This is a genomic window from Zobellella denitrificans (genome assembly GCF_002407485.1).
Lineage (GTDB): Bacteria > Pseudomonadota > Gammaproteobacteria > Enterobacterales > Aeromonadaceae > Oceanimonas > Oceanimonas denitrificans.
The window spans coordinates 2,583,772-2,601,828 of the sequence record NZ_CP012621.1 but is presented as its reverse complement, the minus strand read 5'-3'; the positions used below and the strand labels follow the sequence as shown (position 1 = coordinate 2,601,828).

The window sequence follows — 18,057 nt, the reverse complement described above, 5'->3', positions numbered from 1 at the left end:
GCAATACTTATCGGATGGACAAGCGGCTGTTCTTCTTCTGTGCCGGCGTGTCGAGCCTCCTGCTCTGGCCCTGGTTGCCGGCGTGGGACTGGTGGCTGCCGCTGGCCCTGCTGGGCGTATCGTGCTGGCGCAGCCGGCCGGCAACGGCCTGCTTCCTGTTCGGTATGATCTGGTCTCTGTGCTACAGCCACTGGCAACTGGGCTGGCTGCAGCATCCCGGCCTGTTCCAGCGCAGCCAGATAATGGCGGGTACGGTGGAGGCCGTTCAGCGCCGGGACAAGGGCGCGAGTCGGCTGATTGTCAGTCTGAAAAGTATTGATGGTCAAGTATTTTCCCCCCAACCCCGGGTGCTGCTGTCTTGGTACGGGGAGGGGCCGGCGCCGGCGGAGGGGGATTTCATCCGCTCGGTAAGCCGGCTGCAGCCGCCCCACGGGCTGCACAATCCGGGCGGCTTCGACAGCGCCCGCTGGTTGCTGGGGCAGGGCATCACCGCCCGGGGCTACCTGACCGGCAGCCTCCATCACCAGCCGGCACCGCCTTCCCGCCGGACGCGGTTGCTGGAGGCATTCCGGGATCTCAGCGCGGAACTGCCGAGCCAGCGCTGGCTGCTGGCCCTGAGTTTCGGCGATCGCAGCCAGTTGCAGGCGCAGGACTGGGAAACCCTGCGCGCCCTGGGCGTCAGCCACCTGTTCGCCATCTCCGGGCTGCATATCGGGCTGGTGGCGGGGCTGGGCCTGCTGCTCGGCCGGCTGGGGGGCGGTCGCCTGCCGGGTGCCTTGCTGGCGGCCGGCCTGGCCCTGGGCTACGCCTGGCTGGCCGGCTTTTCGCTGCCGACCCAGCGGGCGCTGCTGATGTTGCTGCTGTGGCTGGCGCTGACCGGCTGGGGCCGCTTCTGGAGCGGGCGGCGCATCCTGCTGGTGACCATGGCGCTGCTGCTGGCCGGCATGCCCTGGCTGGCGCTCAACCAGGGCTTCTGGCTGTCGGTACTGGCGGTGGCGGCCCTGCTGGCGAGCGCCGGCTGGCTGGGCGGGCGCAGCCTGTGGCGGCTGCAACTGGGGTTGACCCTGTTGCTGCTGCCGCTGGTCATGGTGCTGTTCGGCGGCCTGAGCTGGCTGTCGCTGCCGGTCAACCTGCTGCTGATCCCGCTGTTTTCCCTGTTGTTCATTCCGCTGTTGTTGCTGGCCTGCCTGGCGCTGGTGCCCTTACCGGGGTTGGCGCGGCCGGTGCTGGCGTTGCTGGATGGCCTGTTCGCGCCCCTGATGGCGTCGCTGCACTGGCTGGAGCAGGTGCTCTCGCCCTGGCTGGTATTGTCGGCCTTTGGCCAGGGCGCCCTGCTGCTGGTCCTGCTGGTGCTGCCGGCGGCGCTGTTGCCCGGGGGGCGCGGGGTGGCGGGCCTGGCGCTGTACCTGCTGCTGTTGCTGCCCTGGTCCCGGCCGGCCTGGGAGGTGCGGGTGCTGGACGTGGGCCAGGGCCTGTCGGTGCTGGTGACCCAGGGGCGGGAGGCGCTGTTGTACGACACCGGCAACCGTTTCCCCACCGGCTTCAATATGGCCGATGCGGTGATCCTGCCATTGTTGGGACACCTGGGGGTCGACCGCCTGGAATACCTGGTGGTGAGCCACGACGACAGCGATCACAGCGGCAACCGGGACTACCTGGCGTCCGTGCTGCCGGTCACCCACCGCCGCGGCGCCTGGCCCGACGGCCAGCATTGCCGGGCCGGGCAGAGCGAACAATGGGGCCGGCTGCGCCTTCGGGTGCTGTGGCCGCTGGCGCCGAGCGGCCACAGCAACAACGACTCCTGTGTGCTGCATATCGGCGACGGCCGGCTGTCGCTGCTGCTCACCGGCGACATCGAGGCGCCGGCCGAGCGGGCCCTGCTCGCCACCGGCCAGGCGCTGGGTGCCCAGTTGCTGTTGAGCCCGCACCACGGCAGCCGCAGCTCTTCCACCGAGGCCTTCAACCGGGCGGTGGCGCCGGACTGGGTGGTGCATACCGCCGGCTTTTACAACCGCTGGGGCTTTCCCTCGCCGGAGGTGGTGGCCCGCTTCGAGCGCCAGGGGGTGGCGCAGCTCACCACCGGCGAGCACGGCATGGTGCACCTGGCGGCGGACGGCCACCACTGGCGGCTGCTGAACCCCAGGCGCTCCGGTGCCTGGTATCATCGGCTCAATGCTTGGTTGCAGGAGGCGAAGCCGTTAGAATAGCGCCTTGTTTTTCAAGGCAGAGACCTTATGTCCCAAGATGCACACTCCTCCTCCTGGCCGGTGCTCAAGCGCCTGCTCGGCTATGTGAAGGAGCGCAAGCTCGGTCTGGTGGCCGCCATCATCGGCATGGCCGGCTACGCCGCCGTCGACACCACCTTCGTCTATTCCATCAAGCCGCTGATCGACGAGGGCCTGACCGGCCAGGATCCGAACGTGCTGAAATGGATGCCGCTGTTCGTGATCGGCATCGTCTTCCTGCGCGGGGTCTGTACCTTCCTGTCCGGCTACTGCATGGCCTGGGTCGGCAACCATGTGGTGATGACCCTGCAGCAGCAGGTGTTCAACAAGCTGATGGCCATGCCGGTGGCCTTTTTCGACCGGCACAACACCGGCAACCTGTTGTCCAAGGTGACCTACGACGCCTCCCAGGTGTCGTCCGCCGCCAGCTCCACCCTGGTGACCCTGGTGCGGGAAGGGGCCACCGTCATCGGCCTGCTGGGGCTGATGTTCTACCATTCCTGGCAGCTGTCGCTGATCTTCTTCCTGGTCGGGCCCGTGGTGGGGGTGATGATAGCGGTGATCAGCCGCCGTTTCCGCCGCATCAGCCGGGGCATGCAGGACGCCATGGGCAACATCACCAGCAGCACCGAGCAGATGCTCAAGGGCCACAAGGAAGTGCTGATGTTCAACGGCCAGCAGGTGGAGTCGGGGCGCTTTTTCGGCGTCAGCAACAAGGTGCGCCAGCAGAACATGAAGATGGTGGCGGCGGATTCTATCGGCACCCCATTGGTGCAGGTGATCGCCTCCACCGCCCTGGCTATACTGCTCTACGTGGCCACCTTCGAGGATATTCAGCAACAGCTGACGCCGGGCACCTTCACCGTGATCGTCACCTCCATGATGATGCTGATGCGCCCGCTCAAGAGCCTGACCCAGGTGAACGCCTCCTACCAGCGCGGCATCGCCGCCTGCCAGAGCCTGTTCGAGCTGCTCGACAGCGACGGCGAGCAGGACGAGGGCGACAGGCCGCTGGCCAGGGCCCGGGGCCGGATCGAGTTCGATCATGTCACCTTCCGCTACCCCACCAAGGACACCCCGGCGTTGAAGGACGTCAGCTTCAGCCTGGAGCCGGGCAAGACCATCGCCCTGGTGGGCCGTTCCGGCTCGGGCAAGAGCACCATCGCCAGCCTGCTGACCCGGTTCTACGACGTGGACCAGGGCGAGATCCGCCTGGACGGGGTCGATATCCGCGAGTACCGGCTGAGCGATCTGCGCCGCCAGTTCGCCCTGGTGTCCCAGCACGTGCACCTGTTCAACGACACCATCGCCAACAACATCGCCTATGCGGCCCAGGGCGAGTACAGCCGCGAGCAGATCATCGCCGCGGCCAAAATGGCCTACGCCGATGAATTCATCCAGAAACTGGATCAGGGCTACGACACCGTGATCGGCGAAAACGGCGCCAGCCTCTCCGGTGGCCAGCGCCAGCGCATCGCCATCGCCCGGGCCATGCTGCGCAACGCGCCGCTGCTGATCCTGGACGAGGCCACCTCGGCGCTGGATACCGAGTCTGAGCGCCATATCCAGGCGGCGCTGGAGGCATTGCGCAAGGACAGGACGGCCCTGGTGATCGCCCACCGCCTGTCCACCATCGAAAATGCCGACGAGATCCTGGTGATCGACGAGGGCCGGGTGGTGGAGCGGGGCACCCACGCCGAGTTGCTGGCACGCCAGGGCGCCTACGCCCAACTGCGCAGCATCCAGTACGGCGAGGCCTGATGCGGGCCTGGTACAAGGCGCCCACCTGGCTGTGGCTGCTGGCGCCGCTGAGCGCCCTGTTCGCCCTGGTGAGCGGCCTGCGCCGCTGGCTGTTCCGGCGCGGTTTCAAGGCCGTGTACCGGGCGCCGGTGCCGGTGATAGTAGTGGGCAACCTCACCGTGGGCGGCAACGGCAAGACGCCGCTGGTGGTCTGGCTGGTGGAGTGGCTGCGCGGCCAGGGCTACCGGCCCGGGGTGATCAGCCGGGGCTACGGCGGCAAGGCCGAGCGCTATCCCCTGGTGCTGGATAAGACCACTTCCGCCGCCGAGGCCGGCGACGAGCCGGTGCTTGTCCACCGGCGCACCGGCTGCCCGGTGGTGGTGGGGCCCAACCGGGGCGAGGCGGCCGCCCGGCTGGTGGCGCTGGGGGTGGACATCATCGTCAGCGACGACGGCCTGCAGCATTACGCCCTGGCCCGGGACATCGAGCTGGTGGTGGTGGACGGCAAGCGCCGTTTCGGCAACGGCCACCTGCTGCCCATGGGGCCCCTGCGCGAGGGACTGTGGCGGCTTGGCCGGGTGAGTGCCGTGATCAACAACGGCGGCCCGGCCCGGGCCGGGGAATTCCTGATGCAGCTGGCGCCGGGGCCGCTCCGGCCCCTGGCCGGGGCGCGGCCGCCCGCGCCCGGCGAGCGGGTCCATGCCCTGGCGGGCATCGGCCATCCGCCGCGCTTTTTCGCGACCCTGGAGCAACTGGGCTTTGTCCTTGACCGGCGCCAGGCCCTGGCCGACCATAAGAAGGTGACCCCGGAGCAGCTGGCGGCGCTGGCGTCGGCGCCGTTGCTGGTGACCGAGAAGGACGCGGTCAAGTGGCCAGGCGGACACGACAACGCCTGGTACCTTCCCGTCGATGCCCGGCTGCCCCCCGAATTTGAACAGATGCTGTTAACCCGACTGAAGGAGCAAGACCATGGCGATTGACGCCAAACTGGTGGAAATCATTGCCTGCCCGGTATGCAAGGGCAAGCTGCAGCTGGACCGGCAGCACAACGAGCTGATCTGCCGTTTCGACCGGCTGGCCTATCCGATCACCGAGAACATTCCGGTGCTGCTGGAAAACCGGGCCCGTAAACTCGACCTGGACGAACTGCCCGGATGAGCTTTATCGTCGTGATCCCCGCCCGCTTCAGCTCCACCCGGCTGCCGGGCAAACCCCTGGCCGATATCCACGGCAAGCCGATGATCCGCTGGGTGGTGGAGCAGGCGCAAAAGAGCGCCGCCGCCCGGGTGGTGGTGGCCACCGATGACGAGCGCATCCGCGCCGCCCTGGCGGATGCCGGGGTGGAGGTGTGCATGACCGGAAGCCACCACGAGTCCGGTACCGAGCGCCTGGCCGAGGTGGTGGAACTGTTGGGGCTGGCCCCGGACGAGATCCTGGTCAACGTGCAGGGGGACGAGCCGCTGCTGCCGCCCGAGCTGGTGGATCAGGTGGCCGGCCTGCTGGCGGGCAGCGACGCCCCCATGGCGACCCTGGCCACGCCTGTCGAGACGGTGGAACAGTGGCTGGATCCCAACGTGGTCAAGGTGGTGCAGAGCCAGGCGGGCAGGGCGCTCTATTTCAGCCGCGCGCCCATCCCCTGGGACCGGGACGGCATGGCGGCCGAGGCACCCGAGCTTGCCGGCTGCCTGCGCCATATCGGCATCTATGCCTACCGGGCCGGCTTTATCCGCCGTTATCTCGAGCTGACCGCCAGCCCCCTGGAGCAGCGGGAAAAACTCGAGCAGCTCAGGGTGCTGTGGCACGGCGAGGCCATCGCCCTGGCCGAAGCCCGGGTGGTGCCGCCGGCGGGGGTGGATACCCAGGCGGATCTGGACGAGGTCCGCCGCCGGCTGCGGGAGCGCTGACGCGATTAAGCCGCCCTCGCCCGAGAAAATTCACTGCAAGAAAAAAGATAACGGGGTACATTGCCCCGCAATAACGGCGTACCGCCGCCACAAGGAAACCTCTGAGGAAAGTTATGATTACCCTGGGTGAATACATCGTCAAGAAACAAGCTGAATACCCCAGCGCCACCGGCGAACTGTCGTCGCTGCTGTCTTCCATCCGCCGTGCCGCCAAGGTGGTCAACCGGGAGATCAACCGGGCCGGCCTGGCCGTTGACATCATCGGCGGCAGCAGCGGCAGCGAGAACGTGCAGGGCGAGGTGCAGCAGAAGCTGGATGTATACGCCAACGATATGTTCAAGGCGGCGCTGGAAGCCCGGGGCGAGGTGTGCGGTATCGCCTCCGAAGAGGAAGATCATTTCGTGGCCTTCGACAGCGAAAGCCATTCCAACGCCAAGTACGTGGTGCTGATGGACCCGCTCGACGGTTCTTCGAACATCGACGTAAACGTTTCCGTGGGCACCATCTTCTCCATCTACCGCCGCATCAGCAAGCCGGGCGAGCCGGTGACCATGGAGGACTTCCTGCAGCCGGGCATCAACCAGATCGCCGCCGGCTACGTGGTGTACGGCTCCTCCACCATGCTGGTGTACACCACCGGCCACGGCGTGCACGGCTTTACCTATGATCCCACCCTCGGCTCCTTCTGCCTGTCCCACGAGAATATCCGCATTCCCGAGGAAGGTACCATCTACTCCATCAACGAGGGCAACTACATCAAGTTCCCCGACGGGGTGAAGAAGTACCTCAAGTATTGCCAGGAGAAGGACGACGCCAGCAAGCGGCCCTATACCTCCCGCTACATCGGCTCCCTGGTGTCCGACTTCCACCGCAACATGCTCAAGGGCGGCATCTATATCTATCCGTCCGGCACCAGCGCCCCCAACGGCAAGCTGCGCCTGCTGTACGAGTGCAATCCCCTGGCCTTCCTGGCCGAGCAGGCGGGCGGCAAGGCGTCCGACGGTTTCCGCCGGATCATGGAGATCAAACCCACCTCCCTGCACCAGCGCACGCCCTACTTCGTCGGCTCCACCCGCATGGTGGAAAAGGCCGAGGAGTTCATGACCCAGTACTCGTCGCCCGCGGCCGAATAAGGGCCGAGCGGGCGCCACGGCGCCATCCCGTATGAAATCGAGGCCGGGCTTGATCCTGATCAAGCCCGGCCTTGTTGTCTGCCTTGAAAGCCGACGGCGAGGGATAATACTTGATCCTTGGAGTGGTCGAAAACAATCAATCCGAGGAGGTGAGTCTCATGGCTCTGAAAGATCTGTCCCCGTCCAGGCTGGCGCCCTGGAACTGGTTCCGCCACGAGCAGGACGAGGCCATGCCCATGGTGGACAAGGAGGACGTTCATCCCATGCTCCGGCTGCAGCAGGACATGGACCGGCTGTTCGAACGCAGCCTGCGCCGTTTTGGCGCCCCGGCACTGGACGACTGGCCCAGCTTCAGCCAGCTCAAGCCCAGCCTGGACATCAGCGAGCGGGAAGGCAACTACCTGATCAGCATGGAGGTCCCCGGGGTCAAGAAGGAAGACATCAGCCTGACCCTGGAAGGGAACCGATTGACCATCCGGGGCGAGAAGAAATACGAACATGAAGAAAAAACCGACAAGCTGCACCGGGTGGAGCGCAGCTACGGCCATTTCCAGCGGCTGCTCACCCTGCCGGACGATGCCAGGGCAGACGACATCAAGGCCGAGTTCAAGGACGGGGTGCTGAAGGTCAGCGTGCCTCGCCAGCAGCAGAGCGAAAGCAAGGCCAAGCAGATCGATATCGGCCCCTCGGCCTAGGGGAAGCCTCATAACAAAAAAGGCCGGCGTGACGCCGGCCTTTTGCTTGCCCGAAGAGGGGCTTATTTTTCGACCAGGGACTTGAAGTCGCGCTGGGCGGCGCCGGTGTACAGCTGGCGCGGACGGCCGATCTTCTGCTTGGGATCGGAGATCATCTCGTTCCAGTGGGACATCCAGCCCACGGTACGGGCCAGGGCGAAGATCACGGTAAACATGGAGGTCGGGATACCGATGGCCTTCAGGATGATGCCGGAGTAGAAGTCCACGTTCGGGTACAGCTTGCGCTCGACGAAGTAGGGGTCGGACAGCGCGATGCGCTCCAGCTCCATGGCCACGTCCAGCAGCGGATCCTGGATCTTGAGATCGTCCAGCACCTCGTGGCAGGTTTCGCGCATGACCTTGGCGCGCGGATCGAAGTTCTTGTACACCCGGTGGCCGAAGCCCATCAGGCGGAAGGGATCGTCCTTGTCCTTGGCCTTTTCGATGTATTCGGGGATGCGATCGACGGAGCCGATCTCTTCCAGCATCATCAGGCAGGCCTCGTTGGCGCCACCGTGGGCCGGTCCCCACAGGGAGGCGATGCCGGCGGCGATACAGGCGAAGGGATTGGCACCGCTGGAGCCCGCCAGGCGCACCGTGGAGGTGGAGGCGTTCTGCTCGTGATCCGCATGCAGGGTGAAGATGCGGTCCATGGCGCGCTCGACGATGGGGTTGACCTTGTAGTCCTCGCAGGGCACGGCGAACATCATCTGCAGGAAGTTGCCCGCATAGCTCAGGTCGTTGCGCGGATACACGAACGGCTGGCCGATGGAATACTTGTAGGCCATGGCGGCGATGGTCGGCATCTTGGCGATCAGGCGATGGGCCGCGATCTCACGATGCCGGGGATCGTTGATGTCCATGGGATCGTGGTAGAAGGCGGACAGGCCGGCGATAACGCCGCACACGATGGCCATGGGGTGGGCATCGCGGCGGTAGCCCTTGAAGAAGGACGACAGCTGCTCGTGCACCATGGTGTGGCGCATGATGTTGCGGTGGAATTCTTCGTACTGCTTGGCGGTAGGGGCCTCGCCGTAGAGCAGCATATAGCAGACTTCGAGGTAGGTGGCGTCTTGTGCCAGCTGGTCAATGGGGTAGCCGCGGTGCAGCAGTATCCCTTTGTCACCGTCGATGTAGGTGATTTCGGACCGGCAGGAAGCGGTGGCCATAAAACCGGGGTCGAAGGTGAAGTAACCGTGTGAACCCAGGGAACTGATATCGATCACATCGTAACCAGCAGTGCCTGACGCGATCGGAAGCTCGATGGGTTCCTTGCCGGGCAGATGCAGTGTGGCCTTTTGGTCAGCCATAGCACGTCTCCTTTGCTTTTATAATAGATCCACGGGTAAGAATATTTACGCAGATTAAACGATTTTTTAATCGCTTTCACCTCCCGTGGTGCGGCCATATTGAAGACAGAAGCGGGGGCGAATGTCAATTTTCGTCGGCGCGCCGCACAGCCCGTTAACCCCGTTGTGCGATCGAGTTTACATATTTGGCAATTGTTTCAGACGCTTCGTTGTAATTGCTCCCCCCCCTCCTTATACTGGCCGCCGAGGGTATAGAATGCAGTTGTGGCCATGCCGCAGATGCTGTCCAGGGGGTCCCGAGCGGTAGTTGGGCTAGGGTTGCCGCCATGCATTTTTTGTCATGACCTCATTTTCCTATACCCGGGCAACACCTGTTAAATACAATAACTAACGTGCTCAATGGAGCTAGTGGGCAAGACCGTGACTAAAAAACAGAGACCTGTAAACCTCGACCTACGGACTATTCGCCAACCTGTCACCGCTATCGCATCCATCCTCCACCGGGTTTCCGGTGTCATCACGCTGTTTGCACTCGCCATCCTGCTGTGGCTGCTCAGTTACTCGCTCTCTTCCGAGGCCGGGTTCCGCGCAGTCGTGGATATTCTCGACGGTTTCTTCGTCGGGTTCATCCTCTGGGGTGTGCTGACTGCACTGGCCTACCATATCGTGGGCGGCATCCGCCACCTGATTATGGACCTGGGCTACTGTGAGGAGCTGGAGTCGGGTGCGCTGAGCGCCAAAGTGGCGTTCGGTGTGACAATCGTATTGTCACTGCTGGCGGGAGTACTGGTATGGTAACCAATTCTGCAACCTTCGGCCGCAGCGGCGTGCATGACTTCATGCTGATCCGCGCCACGGCCATCATTCTGACCTTATACACCATCTATCTGGTGGGCTTTATCGCCTTCAACGACATCACCTATGAGGTCTGGACCGGCTTTTTCGCCAAGACCTTCACCAAGGTGTTCACCCTGCTGGCCCTGTTCAGCGTGCTGATGCACGGCTGGATCGGTGCCTGGCAAGTGCTGTCCGACTATGTCAAGCCGGCGCTGTGGCGCGGCCTGGCCCAGTTCGGGGTGGTGGTGTTGCTGCTGGTGTATCTGCTGACCGGTATCGTTGTTCTGTGGGGTGTATAAGGTGACTATTGCAATTCGCGAATTCGACGCCGTGGTAATCGGCGCCGGCGGCGCCGGCATGCGCGCCGCCTTACAAATAGCGGAATCCGGCAAGAGCTGCGCGCTCCTGTCCAAGGTATTCCCGACCCGTTCCCATACCGTGTCCGCCCAGGGCGGCATCACGGTGGCGCTGGGCAATGCCCACGACGACAACTGGGAATGGCACATGTACGACACCGTCAAGGGCTCCGACTACATCGGTGACCAGGACGCCATCGAGTTCATGTGCCAGACCGGCCCCGAGGCCATCCTCGAGCTGGAAAAAATGGGTCTGCCCTTCTCCCGTTTCGATAACGGCAAGGTGTACCAGCGCCCCTTCGGCGGCCAGTCCAAGGCCTTCGGCGGCGAACAGGCGGCCCGTACCGCGGCAGCGTCCGACCGCACCGGTCACGCCCTGCTGCACACCCTCTACCAGCAGAACGTCAAGCACCAGACCACCGTGTTCTCCGAGTGGTACGCCCTGGATCTGGTGAAGAACCAGGACGGCGACGTGGTGGGTTGTACCGCCATCGATATCGAAACCGGTGAGGTAGTCTACTTCAAGGCCAAGGCCACCATCCTGGCCACCGGTGGCGCCGGTCGTATCTTCCAGTCCACCACCAACGCCCACATCAACACCGGCGACGGTGTCGGCATGGCGCTGCGCGCCGGCGTGCCGGTGCAGGACATGGAAATGTGGCAGTTCCACCCCACCGGCATCGCCGGCGCCGGCGTGCTGGTGACCGAAGGTTGCCGGGGCGAGGGCGGTTACCTGCTGAACAAGGACGGCGAGCGCTTTATGGAGCGTTATGCCCCCAACGCCAAGGACCTGGCCGGTCGTGACGTGGTGGCCCGCTCCATGATGATCGAGATCCGCGAAGGCCGCGGTTGCGACGGCCCCTGGGGTCCGCACATCAAGCTGAAGCTGGATCACCTGGGCAAGGAAGTGCTGGAAAGCCGCCTGCCCGGCATCTGCGAACTGTCCCGTACCTTCGCCCACGTGGATCCGGTGAAAGAGCCGATCCCCGTAATCCCCACCTGTCACTACATGATGGGCGGTATCCCCACCAACGTGCACGGCCAGGCCCTGAAACAGGACGCCAACGGCAACGACGTGCCGGTGAAGGGCCTGTTCGCCGTGGGCGAGATCGCCTGCGTGTCGGTGCACGGTGCCAACCGCCTGGGCGGCAACTCCCTGCTCGACCTGGTGGTGTTCGGTCGTGCCGTGGGTCGTCACCTGACCGAGGCCCTGAACGAGCTGGGTGAGGTGCGTGGTGCGTCCGAGTCCGACCTCGAGGCCTCCCTGGCCCGTTACCACCGCTGGGAAAACACCCGCAGCGGCGAGGATCCGGTACAGATCAAGAAAGACCTGCAGCGCTGCATGCAGAACAACTTCTCCGTATTCCGGGAAGGCGATGCCATGGCAGAAGGCCTGGCCGAGCTCAAGGTGATCCGCGAGCGTCTGAAGTCCGCCCGTCTGGACGACACCAGCCGCGACTTCAACACTCAGCGCATCGAGTGCCTGGAGCTGGACAACCTGATGGAAACCGCCTACGCCACCGCCGTGGCCGCGAACTTCCGTACCGAAAGCCGTGGTGCTCACTCCCGCTTCGACTATCCGGAGCGTGACGATGAGAACTGGCTGTGTCATTCGCTGTACAGCCCGGAAACCGAGTCCATGACCAAACGCTCCGTGAATATGTCACCGAAGACCCGTGACGCATTCCCGCCGAAGGCGCGGACTTACTAAGGGGAGGGGATAACATGCAAATCACGATTTCTGTCTACCGCTACAATCCGGAAACCGACTCCGCTCCGCACATGAAGGACTATCGGCTGGAGGTCCCCCAGGGCTCCGACATGATGGTGCTGGATGCCCTGCTGCTGCTGAAAGAGCAGGATCCGTCCCTGGCCTTCCGTCGCTCCTGCCGTGAAGGCGTGTGCGGCTCCGACGGCCTGAACATGAACGGCAAGAACGGCCTGGCCTGTATCACCCCGCTGTCCGATCTGCTGGCCAAGGGCGACAAGGTGGTGATCCGCCCGCTGCCCGGCCTGCCGGTGGTGCGCGATCTGGTGGTCGACATGAGCCAGTTCTACACCCAGTGGGAGAAGGTCAAGCCCTTCCTCATCGCCGAAGACAAGCAGCCGCCCGCCCGCGAGCGCCTGCAGTCGCCGGAAGAACGTGCCAAGCTGGACGGACTGTACGAGTGCATCCTGTGCGCCTGCTGCTCCACCTCTTGCCCGTCCTTCTGGTGGAACCCGGACAAGTTCATCGGCCCGGCCGGTTTGCTGGCTGCCTATCGCTGGCTGGCCGACAGCCGCGACACCGCCACCGATGATCGCCTGTCCAACCTGGATGACGCTTTCAGCGTGTTCCGCTGCCACGGCATCATGAACTGCGTGAACGTGTGTCCCAAAGGCCTGAACCCCACCAAGGCCATCGGTCATATCAAGTCCATGCTGTTGAAACGGGCCGTGTAATAGTCCCGAACTGATAATCCGCCGCCCGCGAGGGCGGCTTTGACTCGACGACCAGAACGACAGTAGCCCTGTCGAGAAGTTACAAAGGGATAAAGATGCACAATGGCGTAATGCAAGCCTGGCTGGAATCTTCTCACCTGGCCGGTGCCAATGCGACCTATGTAGAAGACCTGTACGAGGCCTATCTTGCCGATCCTGAAGCCGTTCCCGACCAATGGAGGTCCGTGTTCGACGGCCTGCCTGCGCAAGACGGCAACGTTCCGGACCAACCCCACTCGCAAGTAAGAGATTATTTTCGCCGCCTCGCCAAAGACACCTCCCGTTATGCCACCCCGGTCAGTGACCCCCATACTGACGCCAAGCAAGTCAAAGTTCTGCAGCTGATCAACGCCTACCGTTTCCGGGGCCATCAGAACGCGAACCTGGACCCGCTCGGGCTGTGGAAGCGTGATGTGGTGGCGGAGCTGGATCCGGCCTACCACAACCTGACCGGCGCCGACCTGGACGCCACCTTCAACGTGGGCTCCTATGCCATCGGCAAGGAAACCATGAAGCTGAAGGACCTGGTGGCCGCCCTGAAGAAGACCTACTGCGGCTCCGTGGGTGCGGAATACATGCACATCACCAGCACCGAGGAGAAGCGCTGGATCCAGAGCCGTCTGGAGCCGGTTGTCGGTGCCCCCCAATACAGCAAGGAAGACAAGCTGCGCTTCCTCGACAGCCTGACCGCCGCCGAGGGCCTGGAAAAGTACCTGGGTGCCAAGTTCCCCGGCGCCAAGCGCTTCTCCCTGGAAGGTGGCGATGCGCTGATCCCCATGACCAAGGAGCTTATTCGCCGCTTCGGCGAGAAGGGCGGCCGGGAAGTGGTGATCGGCATGGCCCACCGGGGCCGCCTGAACATGCTGGTCAACGTGCTGGGCAAGCGCCCGCAGGACCTGTTCGATGCCTTCGCCGGCAAGTACGACACCCAGAGTTCCGGTGACGTCAAATACCACATGGGCTTCAGCTCCGACTTTGAAACCCCGGGCGGCGTGGTGCACCTGGCACTGGCGTTCAACCCCTCCCACCTGGAAATCGTCAACCCGGTGGTCATCGGCTCGGTGCGCGCACGCATGGACCGGCTGGAGAACCCGGACGGCCGTCAGGTGCTGCCGATCACCATCCACGGCGACTCGGCCTTCGCCGGCCAGGGCGTGGTGGCGGAAACCTTCAACATGTCCCTGACCCGCGGCTACGGCGTGGGCGGCACGGTGCGCATCGTGGTCAACAACCAGGTGGGCTTTACCACTTCCAACCCGCGCGACACCCGCTCCACCGAGTACTGCACCGACATCGCCAAGATGGTGCAGGCGCCGATCTTCCACGTCAATGCCGACGATCCGGAAGCCGTGGTGCAGGTAACCCAGCTGGCCCTGGACTTCCGCAACGAGTTCGGCCGCGACGTGGTGATCGACCTGGTGTGCTACCGCCGCCACGGCCACAACGAGGCGGACGAGCCGAGCGCGACCCAGCCGCTGATGTACCAGAAGATCAAGAAGCATCCGACTCCGCGCAAGATCTATGCAGACCGGCTGATCGAAGAGAACACCGTCTCTACCGAAGACGCCACCGCCATGATCAACGAGTACCGGGATGCCCTGGATCACGGCGAGTGCGTGGTCAAGGAATGGCGGCCGATGGAGAAGCATTCCGTCGACTGGTCACCCTACCTGGGCCACGAGTGGGACATGCCCTACGACTCCACCTATCCGCTGGACAAGCTGAAGGAACTGGGCGACCGGGTGACCAGCTACCCCGAGACCCACACCCTGCAGCGCCAGGTGGCCAAGATCTACGAAGACCGCAAGCTGATGGCCAAGGGCGAGAAGCTGGCGGACTGGGGCTTTGCCGAAGTGCTGGCCTACGCCACCCTGGTGGACAGCGGCTACGAAGTGCGCCTCACCGGCCAGGATTCCGGCCGTGGCACCTTCTTCCACCGCCATGCGGTACTGCACAACCAGAACGACGCCAGCACCTACACCCCGCTGTGCCACCTGTCCGACAGCCAGGGCCAGTTCCAGGTATACGACTCGGTGCTGAGCGAAGAGGCGGTGATGGCGTTCGAGTACGGCTATGCCACCGCCGAGCCGGAAGGCCTGACCGTCTGGGAAGCCCAGTTCGGTGACTTCGCCAACGGCGCCCAGGTGGTGATCGACCAGTTCCTGAGCTCCGGCGAGCAGAAATGGGGCCGGATGTGCGGCCTGACCCTGCTGCTGCCCCACGGCTACGAAGGCCAGGGCCCCGAGCACTCCAGCGCCCGCCTGGAGCGCTACCTGCAGCTGTGCGCCGAGCACAACATGCAGGTGTGCGTGCCCACCACCCCGGCCCAGGTGTTCCACATGCTGCGCCGCCAGGTGCTGCGCCCCATGCGCCGGCCGCTGGTGGTGATGACGCCCAAGTCGCTGCTGCGCCACCCGCTGGCGGTGTCCGAGCTGGACACCCTGGCGAGCGGCACCTTCCTGAATGCCATCGGGGAGATCGACGAGCTGGATCCCAAAGGCGTCAAGCGCGTTGTCCTGTGCTCCGGCAAGGTCTATTACGATCTGCTGGATGCCCGGCGCAAGAATGAACAAACGGATGTGGCCATTATCCGGATCGAGCAATTGTATCCGTTCCCTCAGGAAGAGGTTGCCGCGATTCTTGCCGACTACCAGCACGTGAAAGACTTCGTCTGGTGTCAGGAAGAGCCGCAAAACCAGGGGGCCTGGTATTGCAGCCAGCACCACTTCTGGGCTGCCATCCCGGCAGGTGCCAACCTGCGTTATGCCGGTCGCGCCGCCTCGGCATCTCCGGCCGTGGGTTACACCTCTGTTCACTTACAACAACAAAAAGCGTTGGTCGAAGACGCACTGACGTTGACTGAAGCATAACGCACAAAGGACATATTGATGACCATCGAAATCAAGGTTCCCGACCTACCAGAATCTGTCGCCGATGCCACCATTGCTACCTGGCACAAGCAGCCGGGTGACCGGGTTGAGCGCGACGAAGTGATCGTCGACATCGAAACCGACAAGGTGGTGCTGGAAGTACCGGCTCCCGAAGCGGGCGTACTGGAAGCCATCCTCGAAGACGCCGGCGCCACCGTGCTGGGTCAGCAGGTGATCGGCAAGCTCAAGCAGGGCGCCGTGGCCGGTGAAGAGACCAAGGACAAGCCGGCTGCCGCCAATGGCGAAGCCAAGGAAGAGGCCAAGGCCGACGCCGATGATGCCTTGAGCCCGGCGGTTCGCCGCCTGGTGGCCGAGCACAACATCGACGTGGCCAAGCTGGCTGGTTCCGGCAAGGGCGGTCGCATCACCAAGGAAGACGTGGAAGCCTTTATCAAGGGCGGCAACAAGCCGGCCGCGCCGGCCGCCGAGGTCAAGGCCCCGGTCATCCCCCTGGGCGAGCGCACCGAGAAGCGCGTGCCCATGACCCGTCTGCGCAAGCGCGTGGCCGAGCGCCTGCTGGAAGCCAAGAACACCACCGCCATGCTGACCACCTTCAACGAGGTCAACATGGGCCCCATCATGAGCCTGCGCAAGCAGTATCAGGAGGTGTTCGAGAAGCGCCACGGCATCCGTCTGGGCTTTATGTCCTTCTATGTGAAGGCGGTGGTGGAGTCGCTCAAGCGTTATCCGGAAGTGAACGCTTCCATCGACGGTGACGACATCGTCTACCACAACTACTTCGACGTCAGCATCGCCGTGTCCACCCCCCGTGGCCTGGTGACCCCGGTACTGCGCGACTGCGATCGCCTGAGCCTGGCCGACATCGAGAAGAGCATCAAGGATCTGGCCATCAAGGGCCGTGACGGCAAGCTGACCGTGGACGACATGACCGGCGGCAACTTCACCATCACCAACGGTGGCGTGTTCGGCTCCCTGATGTCCACCCCCATCATCAACCCGCCGCAGAGCGCCATCCTGGGCATGCACAAGATCCAGGAACGCCCCATGGCGGTGAACGGCAAGGTGGAAATCCAGCCGATGATGTACCTGGCACTGTCTTACGACCACCGCCTGATCGACGGCCGCGAGTCCGTGGGTTACCTGGTGTCCGTGAAGGAGCTGCTGGAAGATCCGACCCGTCTGCTGCTGGACGTGTAACGCGATAATAACAAGAGGTCGGGTTGCGGCCCGACCCGTTTTTATGCCCTGAACCCAAACACAACAACGGAAAACGCAACATGAATTTGCATGAATATCAGGCAAAACAGCTGTTTGCCGAATACGGTCTGCCCGTATCTGAAGGCTACGCATGTGACAACCCGCAAGAAGCGGTAGAGGCTGCCAGCAAGATCGGCGGCGACATGTGGGTAGTGAAGTGCCAGGTCCACGCCGGTGGCCGCGGCAAGGCGGGCGGCGTCAAGCTGGCCAAGACCAAGGAAGAAATCCGTGAGTTCGCCGAAAACTGGCTGGGCAAGAACCTGGTGACCTACCAGACCGACGCCAAGGGCCAGCCGGTAGCCAAGATCCTGGTCGAGTCCTGCACCGACATCGACAAGGAACTGTACCTGGGCGCCGTGGTCGACCGTGGCACCCGTCGCGTGGTGTTCATGGCCTCCACCGAAGGTGGCGTGGAAATCGAGAAGGTCGCCGAAGAGACCCCCGAACTGATCCACAAGGCCGCCATCGATCCGCTGGTGGGCCCGCAGCCCTACCAGGGCCGTGAACTGGCGTTCAAACTGGGCCTGAAAGGCGACCAGATCAAGCAGTTCACCAAGATCTTCATGGGCCTGGGCCAGATGTTCCTGGACTATGATTTCGCCCTGCTCGAGATCAACCCCCTGGTGATCACCACCGCCGGCAACCTGCACTGCCTGGACGGCAAGATCAACATCGACTCCAACGCCCTGTTCCGCCAGCCCAAGCTGCGCGAGATGCACGATCCGTCCCAGGACGACGCCCGTGAAGCCCATGCCGCCAAGTGGGAGCTGAACTACGTGGCCCTGGACGGCAACATCGGCTGCATGGTCAACGGTGCCGGCCTGGCCATGGGCACCATGGACATCGTCAACCTGCACGGCGGCTCTCCCGCCAACTTCCTGGACGTGGGCGGCGGCGCCACCAAGGAACGGGTGACCGAGGCATTCAAGATCATTCTCTCCGACAGCAACGTGAAAGCGGTACTGGTGAACATCTTCGGTGGCATCGTCCGTTGCGACATGATCGCCGAGGGCATCATCGGCGCGGTGAAGGAAGTGGGCGTCAAGGTCCCGGTGGTGGTACGCCTGGAAGGCAACAATGCCGAAGCCGGTGCCCAGAAGCTGGCCGAGTCCGGCCTCAACATCATCGCTGCCACCAGCCTGACCGATGCCGCGGTCCAGGTCGTTAACGCCGCACAGGGGAAATAAGA

15 protein-coding genes are annotated in these 18,057 nt (G+C 63.8%); 14 read left to right on the top strand and 1 reads right to left on the bottom strand.

The window, feature by feature from the left end; genetic code table 11:
* Nucleotides 1-14 precede the first annotated feature (14 nt).
* The 7 genes from AN401_RS12390 (at nucleotide 15) to AN401_RS12360 (ending at nucleotide 7,697) form a co-directional block, all read left to right on the top strand.
* Nucleotides 15-2,207: a DNA internalization-related competence protein ComEC/Rec2 gene (locus AN401_RS12390; RefSeq protein WP_096779532.1), complete on the top strand. Its 2,193-nt coding sequence runs from the start codon at nucleotides 15-17 to the stop codon at nucleotides 2,205-2,207.
* A 27-nt stretch (nucleotides 2,208-2,234) separates the two neighbouring features.
* A complete protein-coding gene (gene msbA / locus AN401_RS12385) occupies nucleotides 2,235-3,986 on the top strand; it encodes a lipid A ABC transporter ATP-binding protein/permease MsbA (protein WP_096779531.1) in 1,752 nt (583 codons plus the stop codon).
* Nucleotides 3,986-4,945, top strand: a complete 960-nt coding sequence (gene lpxK / locus AN401_RS12380; RefSeq protein ID WP_096779530.1) for a tetraacyldisaccharide 4'-kinase — start codon at nucleotides 3,986-3,988, stop codon at nucleotides 4,943-4,945. The genes msbA and lpxK overlap by 1 nt, the downstream gene beginning before the upstream one ends.
* Nucleotides 4,935-5,123, top strand: a complete 189-nt coding sequence (locus tag AN401_RS12375) for a Trm112 family protein (protein WP_094040296.1) — start codon at nucleotides 4,935-4,937, stop codon at nucleotides 5,121-5,123. Before lpxK ends, AN401_RS12375 begins: the two co-directional genes overlap by 11 nt.
* Nucleotides 5,120-5,869, top strand: a complete 750-nt coding sequence (kdsB, locus tag AN401_RS12370) for a 3-deoxy-manno-octulosonate cytidylyltransferase (RefSeq protein WP_096779529.1) — start codon at nucleotides 5,120-5,122, stop codon at nucleotides 5,867-5,869. Before AN401_RS12375 ends, kdsB begins: the two co-directional genes overlap by 4 nt.
* A gap of 113 nt (nucleotides 5,870-5,982) precedes the next feature.
* Nucleotides 5,983-7,002 carry a class 1 fructose-bisphosphatase gene (gene fbp, locus AN401_RS12365; protein ID WP_094040294.1) on the top strand — a complete coding sequence of 340 codons (1,020 nt, stop codon included), beginning with the start codon at nucleotides 5,983-5,985 and terminating at the stop codon, nucleotides 7,000-7,002.
* A 158-nt stretch (nucleotides 7,003-7,160) separates the two neighbouring features.
* Nucleotides 7,161-7,697: an Hsp20/alpha crystallin family protein gene (locus AN401_RS12360; RefSeq protein WP_094040293.1), complete on the top strand. Its 537-nt coding sequence runs from the start codon at nucleotides 7,161-7,163 to the stop codon at nucleotides 7,695-7,697.
* A gap of 62 nt (nucleotides 7,698-7,759) precedes the next feature.
* Here AN401_RS12360 and AN401_RS12355 read toward each other — a convergent pair whose 3' ends face one another.
* A complete protein-coding gene (locus AN401_RS12355) occupies nucleotides 7,760-9,046 on the bottom strand; it encodes a citrate synthase (protein ID WP_096779528.1) in 1,287 nt (428 codons plus the stop codon).
* A gap of 408 nt (nucleotides 9,047-9,454) precedes the next feature.
* On the opposite strand from AN401_RS12355, the gene sdhC reads away from it, so the two are divergent.
* The 7 genes from sdhC (at nucleotide 9,455) to sucC (ending at nucleotide 18,055) form a co-directional block, all read left to right on the top strand.
* A complete protein-coding gene (gene sdhC / locus AN401_RS12350; protein WP_232513298.1) occupies nucleotides 9,455-9,844 on the top strand; it encodes a succinate dehydrogenase cytochrome b556 subunit in 390 nt (129 codons plus the stop codon).
* Nucleotides 9,838-10,182 (top strand): succinate dehydrogenase, hydrophobic membrane anchor protein, encoded by a 345-nt coding sequence (gene sdhD, locus AN401_RS12345; protein ID WP_094040290.1) that lies wholly within the window; start codon nucleotides 9,838-9,840, stop codon nucleotides 10,180-10,182. Before sdhC ends, sdhD begins: the two co-directional genes overlap by 7 nt.
* A gap of 1 nt (nucleotide 10,183) precedes the next feature.
* Nucleotides 10,184-11,950 carry a succinate dehydrogenase flavoprotein subunit gene (gene sdhA / locus AN401_RS12340; RefSeq protein ID WP_094040289.1) on the top strand — a complete coding sequence of 589 codons (1,767 nt, stop codon included), beginning with the start codon at nucleotides 10,184-10,186 and terminating at the stop codon, nucleotides 11,948-11,950.
* A gap of 14 nt (nucleotides 11,951-11,964) precedes the next feature.
* Nucleotides 11,965-12,681: a succinate dehydrogenase iron-sulfur subunit gene (locus AN401_RS12335; protein WP_094040288.1), complete on the top strand. Its 717-nt coding sequence runs from the start codon at nucleotides 11,965-11,967 to the stop codon at nucleotides 12,679-12,681.
* A 95-nt stretch (nucleotides 12,682-12,776) separates the two neighbouring features.
* Nucleotides 12,777-15,590, top strand: coding sequence for a 2-oxoglutarate dehydrogenase E1 component (gene sucA / locus AN401_RS12330; protein ID WP_094040287.1), 2,814 nt, complete (start codon nucleotides 12,777-12,779; stop codon nucleotides 15,588-15,590).
* An 18-nt stretch (nucleotides 15,591-15,608) separates the two neighbouring features.
* Entirely contained in the window at nucleotides 15,609-16,808 is a 1,200-nt protein-coding gene (gene odhB, locus AN401_RS12325; protein WP_094040286.1) for a 2-oxoglutarate dehydrogenase complex dihydrolipoyllysine-residue succinyltransferase, read from the top strand.
* 80 nt (nucleotides 16,809-16,888) lie between these two features.
* On the top strand, nucleotides 16,889-18,055 hold the full coding sequence (sucC, locus tag AN401_RS12320; protein WP_094040285.1) for an ADP-forming succinate--CoA ligase subunit beta: 1,167 nt from the start codon (nucleotides 16,889-16,891) through the stop codon (nucleotides 18,053-18,055).
* The last annotated feature ends 2 nt before the right edge of the window (nucleotides 18,056-18,057 follow it).